Below are 19,769 nucleotides of genomic sequence, written 5' to 3'. Positions count from 1 at the left end.
TACCTTCTCTTTCAGGCGCGTTTCGCGCGACGTTCAGCAATAAAAGCGATCAGGAATAGCGCGCCAATCAGGTCAAAGAACCCCATGGCGATAAACAGCGGATTAAAGCCAATTTTGTCAGCCGTTAAGCCAATCACCAGTGAAAACAGGAAACTGGAGATCCAGGCGAAAGAGCCGCGCATACCGTTAACGGTGGCCATCTGGCCTTTATCAAACTTCTCCACCACCAGCGCACTCAGCATGCAGGAGATAATCTGATGACCAAAGCCGCCGACAGAAATTAGGGCAATCGCCACATAGGGGTTTTTAGTAAAGGCCACCAGCGCCAGCGATACCATCAGAAATGCGCCGGTGATAGAACTGGCCACCACCGAGTTAACCTGGGTGCAGCCAAACAGACGCACATAAATACGTGTCAGATAGCCGCTCGCCACGCTGCCTAAATCCGCCGCCAGAAACGGCAGCCAGGCAAACATCGCAATCTGTTTTAAGTCCATGCCCAGCTGGTTTGCCAGATAGAGCGGCACCCAGAAACTCAGCACCCCCCACGCCGGTTCAGCCATAAACGCCGGGATGGCAATACCGTAGAAGCGTTTATTTTTTGCCACCGATTTCAGCGCTTTAAAGAAATTCTGTTTTACCGCCGGCGGTTCATTATCCTGCTGAATATACTCCAGCTCTTTCGCGCTCAGGTTGGGATGCTGATCCGGGTTTTGATAAAAAAGCCACCACAGCACTACCCAAGCCATTGCCAGACAACCGGTGAACAGAAACGCCCCCTGCCAGCCAAATGACGCATGGGCAAAATAGATAATTGGCGGCGCCAGCATCGCGCCGACCGAGAAGCCGACCCCAGCCCAGCCAGCGGCAATCGGCCGCTCTTTACGCGGAAACCACTCGCCGAGCATTTTCGCATTCGCCGGGGTTGCTGCCGCTTCAGCGCCGCCCATCACAAACCGCAGAATAGCCAGATGCAGCCAGTTACTGGCTCCGGCATGAAACAGACAGGTTAATGCCCAGATACCGGCGCAAATAAGAAAGCCCAGTTTCAGGCCAATAACATCAATAAACCAGCCGCACAGCGGCTGAAATAGCGTGTAGGCCAGCTGAAACGCACCGACGATCCAGGAATATTGTTCGGTGGTAATGCCCAGGCTGGTTTTGAGTTCCGGCGCCAGAATACCCAGCGAGTTGCGGGTGATGTAGTTGACCGTCACACCGGTTAAAAACAGAATCAACACCCACCAGCGCAAATTACGGAAGGTCCGTTTGCTGGCGGTTGCGCTTATCCCTGGATTTAAACTGCGGTTCATCTGATTCTCCACTTTTTATTGACATCATTGTTGTAACAATCCCTTGTTTCATGGCCGGTGCGGATTACCGGTGAGGTAAAGGGTGGTTAACCCGCATCAGGCAAAGGATTTGTCGTGTCGTATGGACTTGTTTCAGTGAGTGGTGGTTGTCCGCTCGAAAATGAGTGAACCACAGTTCGGCAATCTGGTCGCCAGGATGATGTTGCATTTGTGATCTGGTTAACCAAATTGCCTATTTTGGTTGATGTTAGCGACAAACCTGCACAGGGCAGCCTCTCGCGGCCTAAGTTGTTATACAAACCGGCCTGAAAACAGCAAAATAGGTCAACCAATTTAAAAACCGACGGGAATATGGCAGCAGGGTTCGGGCAGCAATAGACGCTGGCACAGAAAAAAGCCCACCAGAAGAAGTGGGCTAAAAGGGTAAAACGGACTGTTTTTGTTTTTCTGGCTATCCCTGGTGCAGGATGCGTTACTGTTTAACGGTCTCTTCCAGCGTAAAGCGCCCTAACGGGTTCTGATGAAACTCGCTGATATTTTTCCTGGTGACGTTACGGTACGGGCTGTAATAGAGATCGACCCAGTTCACATCGGCTTTGGCCATTTTTTGCAGGTCGATATACATCTGTTCACGCTTTTTCGCATCCATTTCGACCCGCGCCGCCGCCACCAGCGCTTTCACCTTGTCGTTTTGATAACGGGTCATATAGTTCATGTTTGAATCATGACCCAGCACAAAGGTGGTTTTCTGATCGGGGTCGAGGATGTCATTCGTCCAGTACATCACGGAAATATCATAATCGCCGGACACCAGCATTCCCCAGCTCTGGCTCGGGTCAACCTTTTGCAGCCTGGCGGTGATGCCAACTTTTGCCAGCTGTTGCTGCAGCAGTACCGCGATCTGTTCATCCACTTCGTCACCGGCGTTCACCAGATAGTTAAGCGTCAGATTTTTCACTCCGGCAGCCGCCAGCAGCTGTCTGGCTTTCTCCGGATCGTACGGACGTTGCAGATTATCGGCATAGTGATACAACGCGCCGTCCGGGATATAGGAGTTAGCGATTTTGCCGTAACCGAAAGTCACCGTATCAATGATGGATTTTTTATCAATGGCGAAATCCAGCGCCTGCCGCACTTCCGCTTTAGCCAAATCACCATGGGAATGATTAATCAGCAGGTGATCTTCGCGGGTCGAGCGATCCAGTTCAACCTCCAGTTTTGGCTCTTTTTGCAGCGACGCAATACGCGAGAACGGTATCGACAGCGCGGCATCGATTTCACCCGCCTGCACTTTCAGCATGCGGCTATTGTCATCCGGCAGCGTCAGCCACTCGACGCCATCCAGGCTCACCTTGCTGGCTTCCCAGTAATATGGGTTTTTCACCAGCACCACCTTTTCGCCGCGCGCCCACTCCTTCACGCTGAAGGCGCCGGAACCGACCGGATGTTCAGCAAAATCCTCCGCCCCCTGTCGGGTGAGCGCCTGTTGTGAAATCACCGAGGCGTTGGGTAGCGCCAGCTGCGCCAGGAACGCCGCCGACGGCGTTTTCAGGGTGATCACCAGCGTATGTGCATCGCTGGCTTGCAGGGTGTCGATAATGCTGTACGAATCGCGCCACAGCGAACCGGCATCATCGCGAATACGCGTCAGGCTGAACACCGCATCAGACGCGGTCACCGGCGAACCATCAGAGAATTTTGCGGCACGCATTTTCAGGGTATAGGTTTTGCCATCAGCAGAAATACTCCAGCTTTCCGCCAGCCCGGGCAGCAGTTTGGTTCCGCTATTATCGACCCTGACCAGCGGATCAAACACATTGGAGAACACCCAGTTATCGGCGTTTTGCGCCGATTTAATCGGATCAAAGGTGGTGCTGTCTTCACGGCGACCAATAGTGAGCACCCCCGCCGCCTGCGCCATTTCGCTGACCAGACTCAACGCCAGCAGCACCCCGGCAGCCACAACGTTAAAATGCTTTTGCTTCATGTAACCTTTCCTCAGTCATCGGATAGATCCTGTCGCGGCTATGGCTGTCAAGCACACAGGCGAAGGCATGGTCGGCAATATGCCGGGTTTCAGGCGCCACTCCCTGCCGGCACGCCGGTAAGGCATGGGCACAGCGTGGATGAAAAGCACAGCCCGCAGGCAGAGAAACCGGGCCTGGCGGTTCGCCCTGTAGCGGATGTTGCGGCAGCGGACGATCCGGATCGATTTCCGGGATAGCCGCCACCAGTGCGGCGGTATAGGGATGGCGTGGCGTGTTAAACACTTTTTGCGTCGGTCCGCTTTCAATAATGCGGCCGAGATACATCACCGCGACCCGGTCGCAAAGACGGCGCACAATCGCCAGATCGTGCGCAATAAACAGAATCGCCAGCCCGATGCGTTCACGCAGATCCATCAGCAAGTTGATAATTTGCGCCTGGATAGAGACGTCCAGCGCGGCAACACATTCATCAGCCACAATCAGACGCGGTTCCATCGCCAGCGCTCTGGCAATGCCGGCGCGTTGACACTGCCCACCGCTCAGCGCCTGCGGCCGCCGGGAAGCATGTTCAGGGCTAAGGCCAACCAGCAACAGCAACTCACTGACCCGCGCCGGGATCGCGGCTTTCGCCACTTTGTTATGCACCCGCAGCACTTCAGCGATGCTTTCACCCAGCGTCTGCCGTGGATTTAGCGACGAGAACGGATCCTGAAAGATCATCGCCGTCTGCTGACGCAGCCGGGTGATATCGCTCTTCATTCCGTCGGTGATCAACTGCCCGCGAAAGCGCACGCGACCGGCGCTGGCGGTTTCCAGTTGCAACATCGCTCTGCCGAGGGTGCTTTTACCGCTGCCCGATTCGCCAACCAGTCCCAGCGTCTCGCCGGCATTGATATACAGCGACACCTCGTTCACCGCCTGCACCACGCGTTTTTTAACGCCAAAGCCGCCGGAAACCGGGAAAGCCACCGACAGCGCTTCCACTTCCAGCAGCGGCCAGCGGTTATTATCTGGTTCGGATTGCTCAGTCATGTTCCCTCCCGGTAATAGCCGGACTCCGCATCGGCAGCGGATGATGACAGGCAGTCAGGTGACTGCAGGTCGGGGTGGCGCTTTGCATCGCGGGCTGAACCTGCTGACATTGCCGGGTAGCGCTGGCGCAGCGCGGATGAAAACGACAGCCGGTGGGGAAATGCGCCGCAACCGGCGGCTGACCCGGCAGGGTGACCAGCCGTCCGCTGCCGCCTTCGCTGGCGGGCTGACAGTCGATCAGGCCACGGGTATAAGGATGTTGCGCCTGAGCCAGCAGCTGGCGCTTATCGCCGGTTTCACACAGGCGGCCACCGTACATTACCGCAATGCGATCGCAGGTCTGCGCCACCACGCCAAGGTCATGGGTGATCAGAATGATGGCAATACCAAGCCGATCGCGCAGCTCGCCGAGCAGACGTAAAATCTGCATCTGCACCGTCACATCCAGCGCGGTAGTCGGTTCATCGGCAATCAGCACTTTTGGCTCGCAGGCCAGCGCCACGGCGATCATGGCGCGCTGACGCATGCCGCCTGAGAATTCATGCGGATAGTTATCCAGCCGCCGTTGCGGATCGGGGATCCCCACCTGGCGTAATAACGCCTCCGCCTGTTGCCGCGCCTCGCGCCGGTTCGCGGCAAAATGCAGGCGGCGGCTTTCGGCAATTTGCTGGCCGATAGTCATCACCGGGTTAAGATGGCTGGCCGGGTTCTGGAAAATCATGCCAATTTCCCGCCCGCGGATCGCTGTCATGCGCTTATCACTGAGACTCAGCAGATCAACGCCGTTTAACCGAATTTCGCCGCCGCTGACTTTCAGTTTTTCTCCCGGCAACAGACGCATCATCGCCCGGCAGCTCAGCGTCTTGCCGGAACCGCTCTCCCCCACCAGCCCGAGAATGTCTCCGGCATTTAGCGTCAGGGACAGCCTATCCACCAGGGCAATGCCCTGCGCGTCGACAATCGTCAGATCGGCAACCTGTAACAGTGTCATGGTCGCTCCCCCAGTTTGTCACCCAGCCCGTCAGCCAGCAGACTGAAACTCATCGCCAGCGCCACAATCGCCAGTCCCGGGAAGGTGGTGATCCACCATGCAGTAGTGATAAAGCTCTGCCCTTCGGCAACCATCACTCCCCACTCAGCAACCGGCGGCTGAACCCCAAGGCCGAGATAACTCACCGCGGCGCCGCTGAGTAATACCAGCACGCAGTCGGACATCGAGAACACCAGCGAACTGGTCAGGGCATTCGGCAGCAGATGTACCAGCAGAATGCGCGCATGGCTGTAACCGAGGCTGCGCGCTGCCAGAATAAAATCGCGGTGTTTCAGCGTCAGCACCTGCGAACGCACCAGACGGGCATAAGAAACCCAGCCGACCAGCGCCATCGCAATATAAAAACTGCTCAGCCCCGGCCCAAGAATGGCGATAATCGACAACATCAGCACCAGGAAGGGAAACGCCAGCACCACGTCGATAATGCGCATAATAAACGTATCCACCACGCCGCCGAGATAGCCGGAAAACGCACCGATCAGCGTGCCGAAGATAAACGGGAAAATAACGCCGATCAGACAAATTTGCAGATCAACCCGGGCGCCCCACATCACCCGGGAGAGAATATCGCGGCCAAAGTTATCGGTACCGAAGGGGTGGGACAGATTGGGCGGCAATAGCGTTGCCGCCGCATCCTGGGCGATGGGATCGTATGGCGCAATCCACGGGCTAAGCAGCGCCACCAGCAGCCACAGGCACAGCAGCGCCATCCCCAGTTGCAGCGCCTGCGGTTGCGCCAGCCAGCGCGGGCGAAATATGCCGGGCTTTGCCGTTATGCTCCTCATAGTTTCACCCTTGGATCCAGCGCCACGGTCAGTAAATCGGCGACTAAATTTACCGCCACCGTCGCCAGGGCAAATACCAGCACCACCCCCTGCACCACCATGTAATCGCGGCTGATAATCGACTTCACCAGAAGTTGCCCCATGCCGGGAATGGCAAATACACTTTCGATCACCACCGTGCTGCCAATCAGCCAGCCAATATTGACCGCCAGCAGGTTAACCGTCGGCACCAGTGAATTAGGCATCACATGGCGCCAGAAAATACGCGGTTCATGCTGCCCGCGCGCCCGGGCGGCAGTAACGTAATCATTCTGTAATTCCATCAGCAGGCTGGCGCGCAGATTGCGGGTTAGTACCGCAGACAACGCCAGCGCCACCGTCAGGCAGGGTAAAAACAGATGATGCAGACGCGTACCGGCATCACTGCCGTAACCGGAAACCGGGAACCAGCCGAGCGACAGGCTGAACAGTAAAATCATCATGATTGCCAGCCAGAACGACGGCAGGCCAAGACCGATAGTTGAAAGCAGACGAATAACCTGATCGGCCAGACGTCCGCGCTGACGCGCAGCACAGGCCGCCAGCGGAATGGTCAATAGCAATGCCAGCAGCACACTGCCGAGAACCAAATACAGTGTCGGTTCAATGCGCGACCCAATGATTTTCAGCGCATCGACGCGATAGATCAGCGATTTCCCCATCTCACCGTGCAGCAAATTGCGCAAAAAATAGAGATATTGCTGCCAGATAGGTTGATCCAACCCGTATTGCGCGCGGATGCGGGCAATGGCCTCCGGCGTACTGCGCACGCCGAGCAGGATCCGCGCCGGATCGCCCGGAATGGCGCGTACCAGAATAAAAGTGAGAATGCTGATCCCCAGCAACACCGGCAACAATTGCAGCGGTCGCCAGAGCAGAAAGCGGTAACGATGCATGGCGCTCCTCGTAATGGCAGTTACAGGTGCAGAATCTGCCGTCAGATGCCCGCCGGGCAAAGAAGCGCACCATCATGGTGCACTCCCTGCCACCCTGCACTTCTGCCGGTAATAGTCTGCTGTTCTGTGACCTACGTTATCCCTGGCATTACACCAGCGGTAGTTAGTAAAAATGCTAGTTTTGTTATCGCCGGGATTTGGCACCGTGATTGCATAACTTTTAACCTGCCAGTCGCCACGTCGATGCCCGGACAGACCGTCGCCGTCTCACAGGAGAGGAATTGTGGAGATATGTTTATGAAACTCGCGGTGCAAGAGAGTGCCGCACCGCTGCGGGAAACCACTATCGATGGCGCGTTTAACCATCTTCTGGCCCGGACTTCACGTCTGGGGTTCGATGCCCTGATTTACGATTACACGCCGGTACCACGATCGCTGGAAGGTGAATTGATTACGCCCTCGGTGCTGCGCATGTGCAATGTTCCCGCTGATATGCAGCGGCTATGGCTGGAGAGTGGCTATTATCAGGTGGATCCAGTTCAGCATTACGCGCTGGAAAGCTGTGCTCCGTTTGTCTGGTCCTATCAGCGTCCGGACAATACCTCGCTGCAAAACCGCCTGAGTGAAGTCAATAAGCCGGTTACGCATTATATGTGTGATAACAATATGCCCAGCGGCGCCACTGTACCACTGCATTTGCCGAATGGTGGTTTTGTTACCGTCACTGGCATTCACACCTGCGCCAGCCATGAACGGGATATGCATGAAGTTCTGGCCGAGCTTAGCCTGCTGGCGCTGACCTTTCAGGAACAGGTTTTCCCGCTATTCGATCGCAGCGTGCTCACCTGCCAGCATGTGCGTCTCAGCAAGCGCGAGCGCGAATGTCTCGCCTGGGCGGCGGAAGGTTTAACCGCGAAAGAGATTGCCCGCAAACTTAACCGCTCGATTGCCACCGTCACCCTGCACCTGAATACCGCCGCGCGCAAACTGGGGGCCAGTAATCGCGTGCAGGCAGTGGTGCGCGCCATGCATTATCGTTTACTGGACAGCTGAGCATTTCCTATCTTTTTTACTAGCTGTTTAGCGCTGCGGCGATGTTTACCCTGTGGTTATTATTCACCGACAGGGAAACGAGAATGTATAACATCACAGAAGGCTATGCGCCATTTGCCGCGTACCAGACCTGGTATCGTATCTGCGGCGATCTGCACAACGGCATAACACCGCTGGTGGTGGCGCACGGCGGACCAGGTTGCACCCATGATTACGTCGATGCATTTCGTGATATCGCCACCACCGGCCGTGCGGTGATCCATTACGATCAGATTGGCAATGGTCGCTCGACTCATCTTGCGGATAAACCAGCGGATTTTTGGCAACCCGCGCTGTTTCTGGCGGAGCTGGATAATCTGCTGCGCCATCTCGCTATCGAAGATAACTATGCCCTGCTCGGTCAATCCTGGGGCGGTATGCTGGGGGCCGAACATGCAGTCAGCGCGCCAGCCGGCCTGAAGGCGCTGATCATCGCCAATTCACCGGCTTCAATGGAACTTTGGTTGCAGGCCGCCGCGCGTCTGCGCAGCGAGCTACCGCCGCAGGTACAGGAAACCCTGCTGGCCCATGAGACCGCCGGTACGATTGACAGCGCGGAATATAAAGCCGCTTCGCAGGTGTTCTATCAGCGCCACGTCTGTCGTCTCAACCCATGGCCGGAAGAAGTGCAACGCACATTTGCCGCCATGGACGCCGATCCGACGGTGTATCACGCCATGAATGGCCCGACCGAGTTTCATGTTATTGGCAGTATGAAACAGTGGACAGTAATCGCGCGTCTGCCGGCGATCCAGGTACCGGTGTTGCTGATCTCCGGCCGGTACGACGAAGCGGCGCCCGAGGTGGTGCAGCCCTTCGCCGACCATATCAACGGCGCCGAATGGGTTATTTTTGAACACTCCAGCCATATGCCACACGTGGAAGAGCGTGACGCCTGTATGCAATGCGTAGCCGATTTTCTGGCGCGCAAAACCGGCGCGTAACTTACACCGCCCCGGTGATTGCACCGGGGAATATAACGTCAGGCGACGCTTCTCAGCAATTTGATCCCCTCCTGCATATCCCGTAGCACAAAGTCATCGGTTTGTTCAAACGGATAAATAATTTCCAGCAGATACGTTTGATCGCTTAAATGCTGCTGGTGCCAGAATGCGCTGAGGCGCTGCGGGGTGACAATACCGGGCTGGGTAAAACTCCAGTGTCGATCAAGCAAACCATCCGTTTGCTGGATATGCCAGGCAGAGATATAGTCGCCACAATGGTTAATCCAGTGCTCCATATTAGCCTGTTCGCCGAAAAGGGGTTTAAACAGCGCATGGCCCCAGTCCACCAGCAACCGCACCGGAATATCTGTTGCGCCATCAAGATCGGTCATCAAACGCAGCGCATCCTCGACGGATGACGGAAACTCAGTGGTTAACGGCACCGGCTCAATCAGCAGTGTCGACAGGCCGCGAATTTTGGCATAACGGGTAACATCAACCAGCGATTGCAGCGCCCGCTGATAGATCTCCTCGCGCCGCATCGGGTCAACCGCATCTTGCGCTGAATAAGAACCCAACGGCATACCGGTTGCCGCAACCTCCATTTCAGCAGTCATATCAATGGCACGCCTGAGGTGTTCCTTGCCGAGATCGCGCAGGGTCGCACTGGGCGCGAGGAAATGGTTGTAACAATAAGACGCCAGCCCGCCGAAGGTACTTTCTATGGTAATACCTGCGGCGCGAAAGGCATTGGCATACTCGCGCGCCACGGCATTACGTGCTGTCGCCGGCCACCAGGGATCGACTAAATCCCAGGTAAACTGAACACAATCCATATCAAGATCCTGCCTGATCACGTGCGCCAGCTGCTCACCGCCAATCCAACGTTTGATGGCAAAAGAGAGATTTAATCCGAGTTTCATCTGTACCTCCGCATTCATACCCCTCTCAGGCGGATTGCGCTGGCAGACCGCCGGGGCATATCACTCTTCTCTACGAATATAACGCCGTGAAATGGCGTCGAACGAGATGGCCACCACCACCAGCACGCCGCTGACAATACCCTGCCAATACGGCGATACGCCGAATAGCACGATAATATTTTCGATAATGCCAATAATGGTCGCGCCGATAATAGCGCCGAATGGCGTACCCACGCCCCCGGTGGTGGCAACACCGCCGATAACCGACGCGGCAATCGGCGGCAGCACCCAGCTTTCACCAATAGAGGGTTGGGCGGTTCCGAGACGTGCAACCATTAAAATACCGGCCAGCGCTGCCAGGAACCCGGCACAGGTAAAAACCAGAATACGTATCCGCTCGACTTTAATCCCGAGCATACGCGCTGCCGCAGCGTTATTGCCGATAGCATACATATAGCGTCCGAACGGCGTTTTGAGGGTAATAAAAGTGGCAATCGCCAGCACCACCAGCATGATGACAAAAGGCACCGGCAAACCCAGAATATCCCCGCGACCGAAATACTGGAGGTTGGATGGGATACCGGTGATCGCCACGCCCCTGGTCAGCACTAAATTGGCGCCACCGAAAATACCTGCGGTGCCGATGGTCAGCACCAGGGAATGTAACCACAGTTTGGCCACCAGCAAACCGTTAATAAAACCGAGCAACGCGCCCAGCGCCAGCGCCATAAGGCAAGCGACAGCGGGATGAATACCGATATTCACCATCAGCATCCCGGCGCTCACGCCACATAATCCGCCAATCATCCCCAGCGAAAGATCAAGCTCGCCAAGAATAAGCAGCATTGATTGCCCAACGCTGATCAGTCCGATAAACGCCAGGGTTCGCGCGACTACCGACATATTATAGGACGAGAGAAAATATGGCGAAATTAGCGACGACAGGACAACGATGATCACCAGTGCAACCAACACTCCGACCAGCGAATTCGTCAGCAAAATTGAAAAACCACTACGCGGCATGATGATCCTCCGTCGCAAAAATCGCTCTGAGTAGTATTTCGTTGTCAGTGGTGGCGGTAGGAAAATCACCGGTAATCGTGCCGTTATGCATGGTGATAATGCGGTTAGCACATTTGTATAACTCCTCTATTTCCGACGAAACGAGGATAATGCCGACACCGCTCTCACATAATGACCTCATGATTTTATAAATTTCCACTTTGGTCATTACGTCAATCCCTTTGGTCGGTTCATCGAAGATCAACACCTCCGGCCTGGTGGCCATGGCGCGTCCGATAATAATTTTTTGCTGATTACCGCCGGAAAGAAAGACAATCCTGGTTTCCATATCAGAAGTTTTAACGTCATAGGCGTTGATCACTTCCCGCACCAGTGACTTCTCTTTACTGGCGGAGATCCCTGACCATGAGAGCGTTTGTTTGATGACGGCAATGCCGATGTTTTCCCTTACGCTCAGCATCGGCAAAATGCCGTGAAGTTTGCGCTCTTCCGACAGATAGAGCATGCCGTTTTTCACCGAGAAAGGCGGGCTGCCCAGCCGCCATCTGCGGCCATTCACCGACACACGCCCAGCGCTCGCCGGTAAATAACCGAATAAAGTTTGCATCACTTCACTGCGACCAGCGCCGACCAGCCCGGCAAATCCCACTATCTCACCGCGCTTTAGTGTGAAACTGATGTCGTTGAAACGCCGTCCACAAAGGTGCTCAACCGTGATAATCGTCGCCGCGTTGGCCGGATCAGCAACAGATCGCGGGCGAAAGTGCGCATTGATTTTCATATCGGCGCCGGACATCGCTTTAATCAGCCCGGATTCGCTGGTTTCATTGATCTTGCCGCTTTCAATTTTTTCACCATTACGCAAAACGGTGTAATCGTCGCCAATGGCAAAAAGTTCATCCAGTTTATGGGAGATAAACAGGATGGCGTGGTTGCGAGCTTTAAAGTCAGCGATAACCCGGAACACCCGCGCGACTTCATTGCTGGTTAATGAAGAGGTGGGTTCATCAAGGATCAGCACCTTCATCTGCTTGTTAGTAGATGCTCGGGCAATTTGCAGCAGTTGCTGATCGGAGATCGAGATATTGCGCACCAGCTCATCCGGACGCGCTTCGATGGAAAATGTATCAAGGTAAAGCTGTGCCGCAAGGTTAAGCGACTGATAGTCGATATAACTGCCGCTGAAACCCGACCGCGCGTAGGGTATAAATAAATTCTCCGCGACGCTCATATGAGGAAACAGATTCAGCTCCTGCGGAACCCATGCCACATAGTTGAACAGTGCGCGATTAACCAAAGGATCCTGGCCATCGATCCTGATGGTACCGCGGCTTGGGAGATAGATACCGGTCAGCAGTTTTACCAGCGTCGATTTACCCGCGCCATTTTCCCCGGCAAGAATATGGACTCGTCCGAGTTCAAATGCCAGACTGACGTTATTCAATGCCGTGACGCCCGGAAACTCGCGCCCCAGATTTTCAACTTCCAGGATAGCCATGCTGTGCTCTCCGCTCTCTAACCGAGGGGGACTGAATTATTTACCAACGTTGTCCTTGTTGATGATGGCAATGCCGGTATCGATATATTTTGGGGTGGTCATCCCTATCGCCTGCTGCCACATGGCCATCACCGCCCAGTACCCCTGCATTTCCGGCTTGGTAGACGAGGAACTGTCAGCTACGCCGTCGCGAATCAATTGCAACATTTCCGGTAAATCATCCAGACCGACCATAATCACCTTATTTGCCTTATTCGCCTCTTTGATTGCCTGACCAATACCGATTGGGCCAGCCGCATCCGATGCCACCCACCCCCTGAGATTTGGATGTGCCTGCATAATGGCGGCCGCCTGTTTTTGCGCGGTTTCGATATCATCGTTGTCGATACCGGTGGCAACCACTTTGATACCGGAAGATTGAGCAAAGGTTTCCTGATGGCATTTGGCCCGGATAGCATGGTTCGGCGCACTGGGAACCCCCATCATAATCGCCACCTCCCCCTGACCTTTTAACAGTTCGACCAGGCGTCGGGAGGCGATTTGCGCCTGCTCGCAAAAATCATTGCCGATACTGGTCAGGTTCATATCTGCAGGCGCCACCGAGTCAAATATTGTCACTGGGATCCCCTGGCTAACCGCATCTTCCAGTGAAGCCCGATTACCTTTTTCGTCCAGCAGATCGATGGCGATACCATCAGGACGCGTGGCGATGGAACTTTCAAGGATCTGATTTTGTAACACCACATCAGCCTGCTGCGGCGCACTGTAAACAATTCGCACCTCAGAACCGGTCTGAGCCTTAATAACATTTGCCGCCTGCCTGGCGCCATTATTCACTTTGTCAAACCATGGATGGACAACTTTAGGGATAATCACAAACCGATAGCTATCTTTCTTTATCAGACCGGGTTGTTCATCCTGTGAATAAGCGACAAACGGCAATATTGCAACGACAACGGCCATAATACCCAAGGTAAATTTATTCATAGCCCACTCCATATAATAACGCAGTTTTCGCAAAAAAAGACAGGACCAACAATTAACAGAGGGGATCTGAAATTAACCATAAAAATCCATATCCAGAAGCATACATATAAGCAATACACTACAAAGAAACACAAACAGTTTTATCCCCTGGTTTTGTTTTCTCACTTTGATCGGATTTAATCTGCGTCTGGGTTCACATAAATATTATTCTAAGCTGCAGGTGCGATTAATTCAGAATCATGTTGTTAATGTTTTCACTCAAGATTGGTATGATTAGCGAACATCACGGCGGAAGAGATAGCCAGTTTTTGCTGTAAGAGGGCAATCATACTTTCAAACAACAGATATAACGCACCTTCATACAGTGATCCTAACGGCAATACCGAACGATCAGCGCCCTGTTTATCGGCCATGGTTTGCGCCTGTAACGTAATCACCCGGTCAGCTTTCTGTGCACACGCACCCGCTGGTTGGGCGGTGAGGCAGAGCGTTGCCGCTCCTGCCTGACTGGCGGTAATTAGCAGCGCATCGACGGTGGAAAACCAACCCGGTCCGGCCGAGACAATCAGTAAATCACCCTGACCAAGCGGCGGTGTGGTCATATCACCGACCACTGAGACGTTAAAACCCAGATGATAAAGACGCATGGCGAATCCCTTTATCTGTAGTCCTTCGCGGCCGACGCCATAAAGGCTAATGCGTCGCGCCTGTCGAATCAGTTCCAGCCCCTGCAGCACCGAATTCCCATCTATATTTTCCAGCACAACGGCCAGTTCCCGCAGCGCCTGTTGATAAAACGTTTTCATAGTTTCGCCTCTTGTTAAATTATCTAAAAAAGATACTTACCGTACCATTTATTACTACAGCGGATAATTAACTTCACGCAAAGATTAATTAAATTAACATTAAACTTATCGGGATAAATAATGCGACTCAGGTGTCAGATATTGTACCTGCCATCGTTAACACTTTTTTTTGCGAAGCTGCTCAAATTTTTAATCCGGGAAATTATTTATAAATTCAGACAAAATTCGCCATAGCAGTGTCGTTCAACCTGCGGGAGGAAGCATGTTATCTATTGCTATAGCCAGCGATGATGCTGCCAGAGAATTAAAAGACATACTGGTGCAGTTTCTGGGTAATAAAGGACTGGAGATCAAAGATTATAGCGATACGGGTAATTTATATCCGGATATTGCCGTTCATCTGGCGCAACAGATTGTCAACGGCGCACATCAGCGTGGCATCCTGTTATGTGGCACCGGTATCGGTATGTCCATCTCTGCCAATAAAGTACCGGGTATCCGTGCCGCCCTTTGCCACGATAATTATTCCGCCGAACGGGCGCGCAAAAGCAATGATGCGCAAATTATTACCCTCGGCGCCCGTGTCATTGGCCCTGAGCTGGCAAAAAGCATCCTGACGTCCTGGCTGGCATCAGAATTTGAGGCAGGGGGATCGGCAGCGAAAGTTGCACGTATTGAGTATTACGATCATCAATTTCATCAGAACGCCGGGGAAGCAAAAAATGCGGCGCCGGCGGGAGAGGCGAATGAGAAAACCTAAAAAATTGCTGAATAATCCCATTGATGTCTGCCGGGAACAACTGGAAGGGCTCATCGCTGCCTGTCGCGGCGATATACAGAAGGTCCCAGAAATCAGCGCCGTGGTGCGCTGCGGGTTGCGCAATGATCGAGTGCGGGTATTGACTGGCGGAGGCAGCGGACATGAGCCGATGTTCGCCGGATATGTAGGGGATGGACTGGCGGATGCCGCTGTGCTGGGCGATATTTTCACCTCCCCTCCGCCTGATGCCATTATGGCGACGGTAAAAAACGCCAGCCCCGGCAACGGGGTGCTTTTTATCTACGGCAACTACGCGGGTGATAATATGAACTTTGATATCGCAGCCGAATTGCTGGAAGAGGACGGCATTGTCACGCGTAGCGTGCGGGTCAATGATGATATCGCCTCGGCTCCTGCCGATCGCCGGCAAGACAGACGCGGGGTGGCCGGCGATATGATGGTGCTGAAAATTGCCGGCGCCGCCGCTCGTCAGGGCCAGGAGCTGGATGAAATCTGCCGACTGGCGACAAAAGCCAATCAGCACACCCGCACCATCGGCGTGGCGCTATCTCCTTGTTCATTACCGCAAACCGGGGAGTTTAATTTCGACATCGCAGATGATGAATTTGAACTGGGCATCGGCATTCACGGTGAGCCCGGCATTTGCCGCCAGAAAATGGTCCCCGCCGATCAACTGGTGACCGAGTTGGTGGAGAGTCTCTGCCTGGATCTGACGCTGCTGGCCGGTGATGAAATTTGCCTGCTGGTGAATAATCTCGGCTCAGCAACCATGAGCGAACTGCTGGTCGCCACCCGTAAAGTTCATCAGTTGCTGGCGCAGCGTACTATCCGCGTTCACGATACGCTGGTCGGTAGCTATTGCACCTCGCAAGAAATGTCCGGCTACTCGATTACCTTTTTCCTGCTGGATGATGAGCTAAAATCACTCTATGACGCCCCCTGCAATAGTTTTGCGTGGAGAAAATAAGCATGAATGCCGCTGAACTCTCCTCTCTGTTGCGGTTCGTCGCCAGTAATATGATCGCCAGCGAAGCGCAACTTACCCGGTTGGATATGGCGGTGGGTGATGGCGATCATGGCACTGGCATGCAGCGTGGTTTTACCGCCGTGGACAAATTGCTGGCGCAGCAGGATCCCGGCGACGATATTGGCCTGCTGTTGACCCGCGTCGGCAGCGAACTGATGTCCAGTATGGGCGGCGCATCCGGGGCCATTTTCGGCACCCTGTTCCGCGCTGGCGGTAAAAGTCTGAGCGGCGAAACCGTTCTGACCTCCGCCCTGCTGGCGCGGTTTCTTCGTGACGGGCTGGATGCGGTCTGCAAACGCGGTGGCGCCAGGCCCGGTGATAAAACCATGGTCGATGCACTGGCCGCGGCGGTCAGTGTTGCGCAACCGCTGGAATCCGCACCGTTAGGCGACGCGTTAAACAAAATAGCCGAGGCTGCCAACCGTGGCAGTGAAGAGACCAGACAAATGGTGGCGGCATTTGGTCGTGCAAAATCGCTCGGCGAACGCGCCATCGGCCATCCCGACCCCGGCGCCGTCTCTATGGCGCTGATCCTCAGGTTTATGGCGCAAGGCTGTCAATCCTCACGTGTTGATGCACAAGCGAAGGGGGAGTGAAGGAACGTCCCGCCCTTAAATGCCATCGGTTTACGACCGGGTAGATGGAACAGAATACCGGGAACCAGACAGAGCCATATGCCTTTTTCCAGAATCTCGGCTCGCCGTCCCATCGTGGGTACCAGACTATTGAGTATTTCAGCCTGTTCATCTAATCCCAGAGCAAAGTAAGGCATTTTCTCCTGTTCAGGCTCAGGCACACTCATTTCGCTGATACCCCATCAGTGCATCAGCCATCCAGCCAGCGGCAGTTTGCGTGATGTCACATGCCGTAACTGCCCCTTCCGTCTCCGCTATTGTTCTGACTATCACCTCAGGAGTCGGCGCACGCCTGACGCCAAATCGACTAACCTGCGCAGCCGTTCGATATCTCCGCGCTGAGCCAGGCGCATCAGTGTCTAATCGACAGATGCACGCGTCCCAAAAACAGAGGGATGAAAAGGGCTTATTAGCAGGGTGAGCAGCGATGCGCTCGCGGATTGCTTGTGCAGCAGTCATCGCGATCTCCATTTGTTAGATAGATTTACAATTAATCTAACAACTGGCAAAGAGTGCAGCGCACAGTCATCTGAGCAGAGTGATTGAAATCAAAAAATGAATACCGTATAAATATCTGCTCCGAGGGGTGTCCTGTAACGGGCTGAGATGGCGTAAGCCGAACCCTTTGAACCTGATCTGGGTCATGCCAGCGAAGGGACGGGTTGGTAGTCTGCACTTGCCATTCACACCTTATCGCGCCCGGATCTCCACTCACTTACTGGAGGTCCCATGTTTACCACCACCATTCTTTATCGCCCGGCCCGCCTGTCTGTGCTTCAGGGGGTAAGCTTATGAGCGACATCCATTTTGACCATGGTCTGTACGGGCAGTTGCGGCGTCAGGCTGGTGCTGACTGGCACGCCTTTATCGATCACGCCTTTGTCCGCCAGCTGGGCAGTGGCACGCTGCCGCAAAGCGCTTTCCGCCGCTACCTGACCCAGGACTATCTGTTCCTGATCCATTTCGCCCGCGCTTACGCCCTGCTGGTATACAAAATGCGCACCCTGCCAGAGATCCGCGCCGCTGCCGCCTCACTCGGCGCCATCGTGGCGGAACTGCCATTGCATGTGGGCTACTGCGCCAGCTGGGGGCTGACTGAAGCGCAGATGGCCAGCGAGCCGGAAGCGATGGAAACCATCAACTATACGCGCTATGTGCTGGATATCGGCCACGCTGGTGATGCCCTCGATCTGCTGGCGGCGCTGCTGCCCTGCGTGGCGGGCTATGCCGAAATTGGCCTGCGCCTGCGCAACCAGCCAACGACGGTGATCGCCGGTAACCCTTATGCAGCGTGGATCAATAACTATGGCGACGCGCACTATCTGCACGGGGTGCAGGCAGCGCTTGACCTGCTGGAGCGTGTCGGTGAGCAACGCGGTGCAAGCAGCCGCTTTAACGCGCTGTCGGAGATTTTCACCACTGCCGCACGTCTTGAAGCCGCTTTCTGGCAGATGGGGTTAAATGCCCAATGACCCACGCCTCTCCTCCCGGCATTCAGGTGCGCGATTTAACCCTGCATTTTGGGCAGCAGCTAATTTTTGAGCGGCTTAATTTCACCCTCGACGGCGGCAGTTTTGTTGCCCTGTTAGGCGCCAGTGGCGTCGGCAAAACCAGCTTGCTGAAGATTATTGCCGGTCTGGCGCCGCCAACCGCTGGCGCCGTCAGCGGCAGCGATGGCCTGCCGCTGACGGGGCGTATCGCCTGGATGGGGCAGAATGATCTGCTGTATCCATGGCTGAATGTAATAGAAAACATTACTCTCGGCCCGCGTCTGCGCGGGGAAAAGGGGGATCGCGCGTGGGCGGAACATCTGCTGGAGCGGGTCGGCCTGGGCGGCAAAGGCCAGCTGCGGCCGGCCGCTCTGTCTGGCGGTATGCGTCAGCGCGCGGCTATCGCTCGCACCCTGTATGAACGCCAGCCGATAGTGCTGATGGATGAGCCGTTCTCCGCCCTTGATACCATCACCCGCACCATGATCCAGGCGCTGGCGACAGAGCTGCTGGCCCGGCATACCGTGTTGCTGATTACGCACGATCCGCTGGAAGCCTGTCGCCTGAGCCATCGCCTGCTGGTGCTGTCCGGCCAGCCGGCAACGATTACCGATACGCTGACCATTGCCGGCCAGCCTCCACGCGCGCCAGACGATCCTCAACTGCTGCACAGCCAGGCTGAACTCTTGCAGCGGCTGGTAAGGGCGGCGCAATGAAGGGGCTGACGCTGGCTGGCGGCTTTCTTCTGTTGTGGTGGTTAATCAGTCTGAGCGGGATCCCGGCTTTCCTGCTGCCTTCCCCGCCAGCAGTAGCGAAGGCGCTGTGGAATGGACGAACTTTTCTTGCCTGGCACACGCTGATCACCGCCGCAGAGATGTTAATCGGGCTGGTCTCCGGGGTACTGCTCGGTGCGTTGCTGGCGCTGGCGATGATCTTTTCCCCCCGGCTGCAGCGCTGGCTGATGCCGCTGGTGGTCACCAGCCAGGCGATACCGGTATTTGCGCTGGCGCCATTGCTGGTGCTGTGGTTCGGCTTTGGCATCAGCGCCAAGATCGCAATGGCGGTACTGGTGATCTTTTTCCCGGTCGCATCCAGCTTCTTCGACGGACTGCGTCAGGTGAGTAACGATTATCTCGATCTGGCGCGCACCATGGGCGCTTCCCGCTGGGCGCAGCTACGTCATGTCAGGCTAATGGCGGCATTACCGGCATTTGGCTCCGGGTTGCGCATGGCTGCGGCCGTCGCGCCGATTGGCGCGATTATCGGTGAATGGGTCGGCTCGGCGGAAGGGCTGGGGTATCTGATGCTCAACGCCAATGCACGTATGCAAACCGACCTCTGTTTTGCCGCGCTATTTATCCTGGTGCTGATGACATTGTTGTTGTGGAAAACGGTCGATGCGCTGGTGCGCCGGCTGGTTAACTGGGCGCCTGAAAACGGCTGACAATGGTAAAACTTT

At 55.1% G+C, this 19,769-nt stretch carries 19 protein-coding genes and 1 riboswitch; of the genes, 8 read left to right on the top strand and 11 right to left on the bottom strand.

The window, feature by feature from the left end; genetic code table 11:
- Positions 1–11 precede the first annotated feature (11 nt).
- The 6 genes from JWF83_RS21835 to JWF83_RS21810 all read right to left on the bottom strand — a co-directional run bounded on the left by JWF83_RS21835 (position 12) and on the right by JWF83_RS21810 (position 7,104).
- Positions 12–1,313, bottom strand: a complete 1,302-nt coding sequence (locus JWF83_RS21835; protein WP_413652617.1) for an MFS transporter — start codon at positions 1,311–1,313, stop codon at positions 12–14.
- Positions 1,314–1,785: 472 nt separating this feature from the next.
- Complete coding sequence (locus JWF83_RS21830) at positions 1,786–3,300, bottom strand: ABC transporter substrate-binding protein (protein WP_413652616.1); 1,515 nt, start codon at positions 3,298–3,300, stop codon at positions 1,786–1,788.
- Complete coding sequence (locus tag JWF83_RS21825; RefSeq protein ID WP_413652615.1) at positions 3,281–4,333, bottom strand: ABC transporter ATP-binding protein; 1,053 nt, start codon at positions 4,331–4,333, stop codon at positions 3,281–3,283. The genes JWF83_RS21830 and JWF83_RS21825 overlap by 20 nt, the downstream gene beginning before the upstream one ends.
- Complete coding sequence (locus JWF83_RS21820) at positions 4,326–5,324, bottom strand: ABC transporter ATP-binding protein (protein WP_413652613.1); 999 nt, start codon at positions 5,322–5,324, stop codon at positions 4,326–4,328. Before JWF83_RS21820 ends, JWF83_RS21825 begins: the two co-directional genes overlap by 8 nt.
- Complete coding sequence (locus tag JWF83_RS21815) at positions 5,321–6,169, bottom strand: ABC transporter permease (RefSeq protein WP_413652611.1); 849 nt, start codon at positions 6,167–6,169, stop codon at positions 5,321–5,323. Before JWF83_RS21815 ends, JWF83_RS21820 begins: the two co-directional genes overlap by 4 nt.
- Positions 6,166–7,104: an ABC transporter permease gene (locus tag JWF83_RS21810; RefSeq protein ID WP_413652609.1), complete on the bottom strand. Its 939-nt coding sequence runs from the start codon at positions 7,102–7,104 to the stop codon at positions 6,166–6,168. Before JWF83_RS21810 ends, JWF83_RS21815 begins: the two co-directional genes overlap by 4 nt.
- Positions 7,105–7,401: 297 nt before the next feature.
- Here JWF83_RS21810 and JWF83_RS21805 point away from each other — a divergent pair, with 297 nt between their 5' ends.
- The gene (locus tag JWF83_RS21805) at positions 7,402–8,157 is read left to right on the top strand and encodes a LuxR family transcriptional regulator (RefSeq protein WP_413652677.1); all 756 of its coding nucleotides are present in this window, start codon (positions 7,402–7,404) and stop codon (positions 8,155–8,157) included.
- An 83-nt stretch (positions 8,158–8,240) separates the two neighbouring features.
- Positions 8,241–9,140, top strand: a complete 900-nt coding sequence (locus tag JWF83_RS21800; protein WP_413652608.1) for a proline iminopeptidase-family hydrolase — start codon at positions 8,241–8,243, stop codon at positions 9,138–9,140.
- 38 nt (positions 9,141–9,178) lie between these two features.
- On the opposite strand, the gene JWF83_RS21795 is transcribed toward JWF83_RS21800, so the two are convergent.
- The 5 genes from JWF83_RS21795 to JWF83_RS21775 form a co-directional block, all read right to left on the bottom strand.
- Positions 9,179–10,063: a sugar phosphate isomerase/epimerase family protein gene (locus JWF83_RS21795; RefSeq protein WP_413652607.1), complete on the bottom strand. Its 885-nt coding sequence runs from the start codon at positions 10,061–10,063 to the stop codon at positions 9,179–9,181.
- Between the two features lie 60 nt (positions 10,064–10,123).
- Positions 10,124–11,086, bottom strand: coding sequence for an ABC transporter permease (locus JWF83_RS21790; RefSeq protein ID WP_413652606.1), 963 nt, complete (start codon positions 11,084–11,086; stop codon positions 10,124–10,126).
- On the bottom strand, positions 11,076–12,584 hold the full coding sequence (locus tag JWF83_RS21785; protein WP_413652605.1) for a sugar ABC transporter ATP-binding protein: 1,509 nt from the start codon (positions 12,582–12,584) through the stop codon (positions 11,076–11,078). The genes JWF83_RS21790 and JWF83_RS21785 overlap by 11 nt, the downstream gene beginning before the upstream one ends.
- Positions 12,585–12,620: 36 nt before the next feature.
- A complete protein-coding gene (locus JWF83_RS21780; RefSeq protein ID WP_413652604.1) occupies positions 12,621–13,571 on the bottom strand; it encodes a substrate-binding domain-containing protein in 951 nt (316 codons plus the stop codon).
- A gap of 254 nt (positions 13,572–13,825) precedes the next feature.
- Positions 13,826–14,377, bottom strand: coding sequence for an SIS domain-containing protein (locus tag JWF83_RS21775; RefSeq protein ID WP_413652603.1), 552 nt, complete (start codon positions 14,375–14,377; stop codon positions 13,826–13,828).
- 262 nt (positions 14,378–14,639) lie between these two features.
- Between JWF83_RS21775 and JWF83_RS21770 the strand changes: the two genes are divergently transcribed.
- The 6 genes from JWF83_RS21770 (at position 14,640) to JWF83_RS21745 (ending at position 19,754) form a co-directional block, all read left to right on the top strand.
- Positions 14,640–15,137, top strand: a complete 498-nt coding sequence (locus JWF83_RS21770) for an RpiB/LacA/LacB family sugar-phosphate isomerase (protein ID WP_413652602.1) — start codon at positions 14,640–14,642, stop codon at positions 15,135–15,137.
- The gene (locus tag JWF83_RS21765; RefSeq protein ID WP_413652601.1) at positions 15,124–16,125 is read left to right on the top strand and encodes a dihydroxyacetone kinase subunit DhaK; all 1,002 of its coding nucleotides are present in this window, start codon (positions 15,124–15,126) and stop codon (positions 16,123–16,125) included. Before JWF83_RS21770 ends, JWF83_RS21765 begins: the two co-directional genes overlap by 14 nt.
- Positions 16,126–16,127: 2 nt before the next feature.
- Positions 16,128–16,781 (top strand): dihydroxyacetone kinase subunit DhaL, encoded by a 654-nt coding sequence (dhaL, locus tag JWF83_RS21760; protein ID WP_413652600.1) that lies wholly within the window; start codon positions 16,128–16,130, stop codon positions 16,779–16,781.
- A gap of 611 nt (positions 16,782–17,392) precedes the next feature.
- Positions 17,393–17,495: riboswitch (TPP riboswitch) on the top strand.
- A gap of 116 nt (positions 17,496–17,611) precedes the next feature.
- Positions 17,612–18,292 (top strand): TenA family protein, encoded by a 681-nt coding sequence (locus JWF83_RS21755; protein ID WP_413652599.1) that lies wholly within the window; start codon positions 17,612–17,614, stop codon positions 18,290–18,292.
- Positions 18,289–19,026, top strand: a complete 738-nt coding sequence (locus JWF83_RS21750) for an ABC transporter ATP-binding protein (protein WP_413652598.1) — start codon at positions 18,289–18,291, stop codon at positions 19,024–19,026. Before JWF83_RS21755 ends, JWF83_RS21750 begins: the two co-directional genes overlap by 4 nt.
- Complete coding sequence (locus tag JWF83_RS21745) at positions 19,023–19,754, top strand: ABC transporter permease (RefSeq protein ID WP_413652597.1); 732 nt, start codon at positions 19,023–19,025, stop codon at positions 19,752–19,754. Before JWF83_RS21750 ends, JWF83_RS21745 begins: the two co-directional genes overlap by 4 nt.
- Positions 19,755–19,769: the final 15 nt, after the last annotated feature.

Origin of the sequence: Pantoea sp. B65 (assembly GCF_047308185.1) — a bacterium.
In the GTDB taxonomy this organism is placed as follows: Bacteria; Pseudomonadota; Gammaproteobacteria; order Enterobacterales; family Enterobacteriaceae; genus Erwinia.
This window is presented reverse-complemented; position numbering and strand designations above follow the sequence as displayed.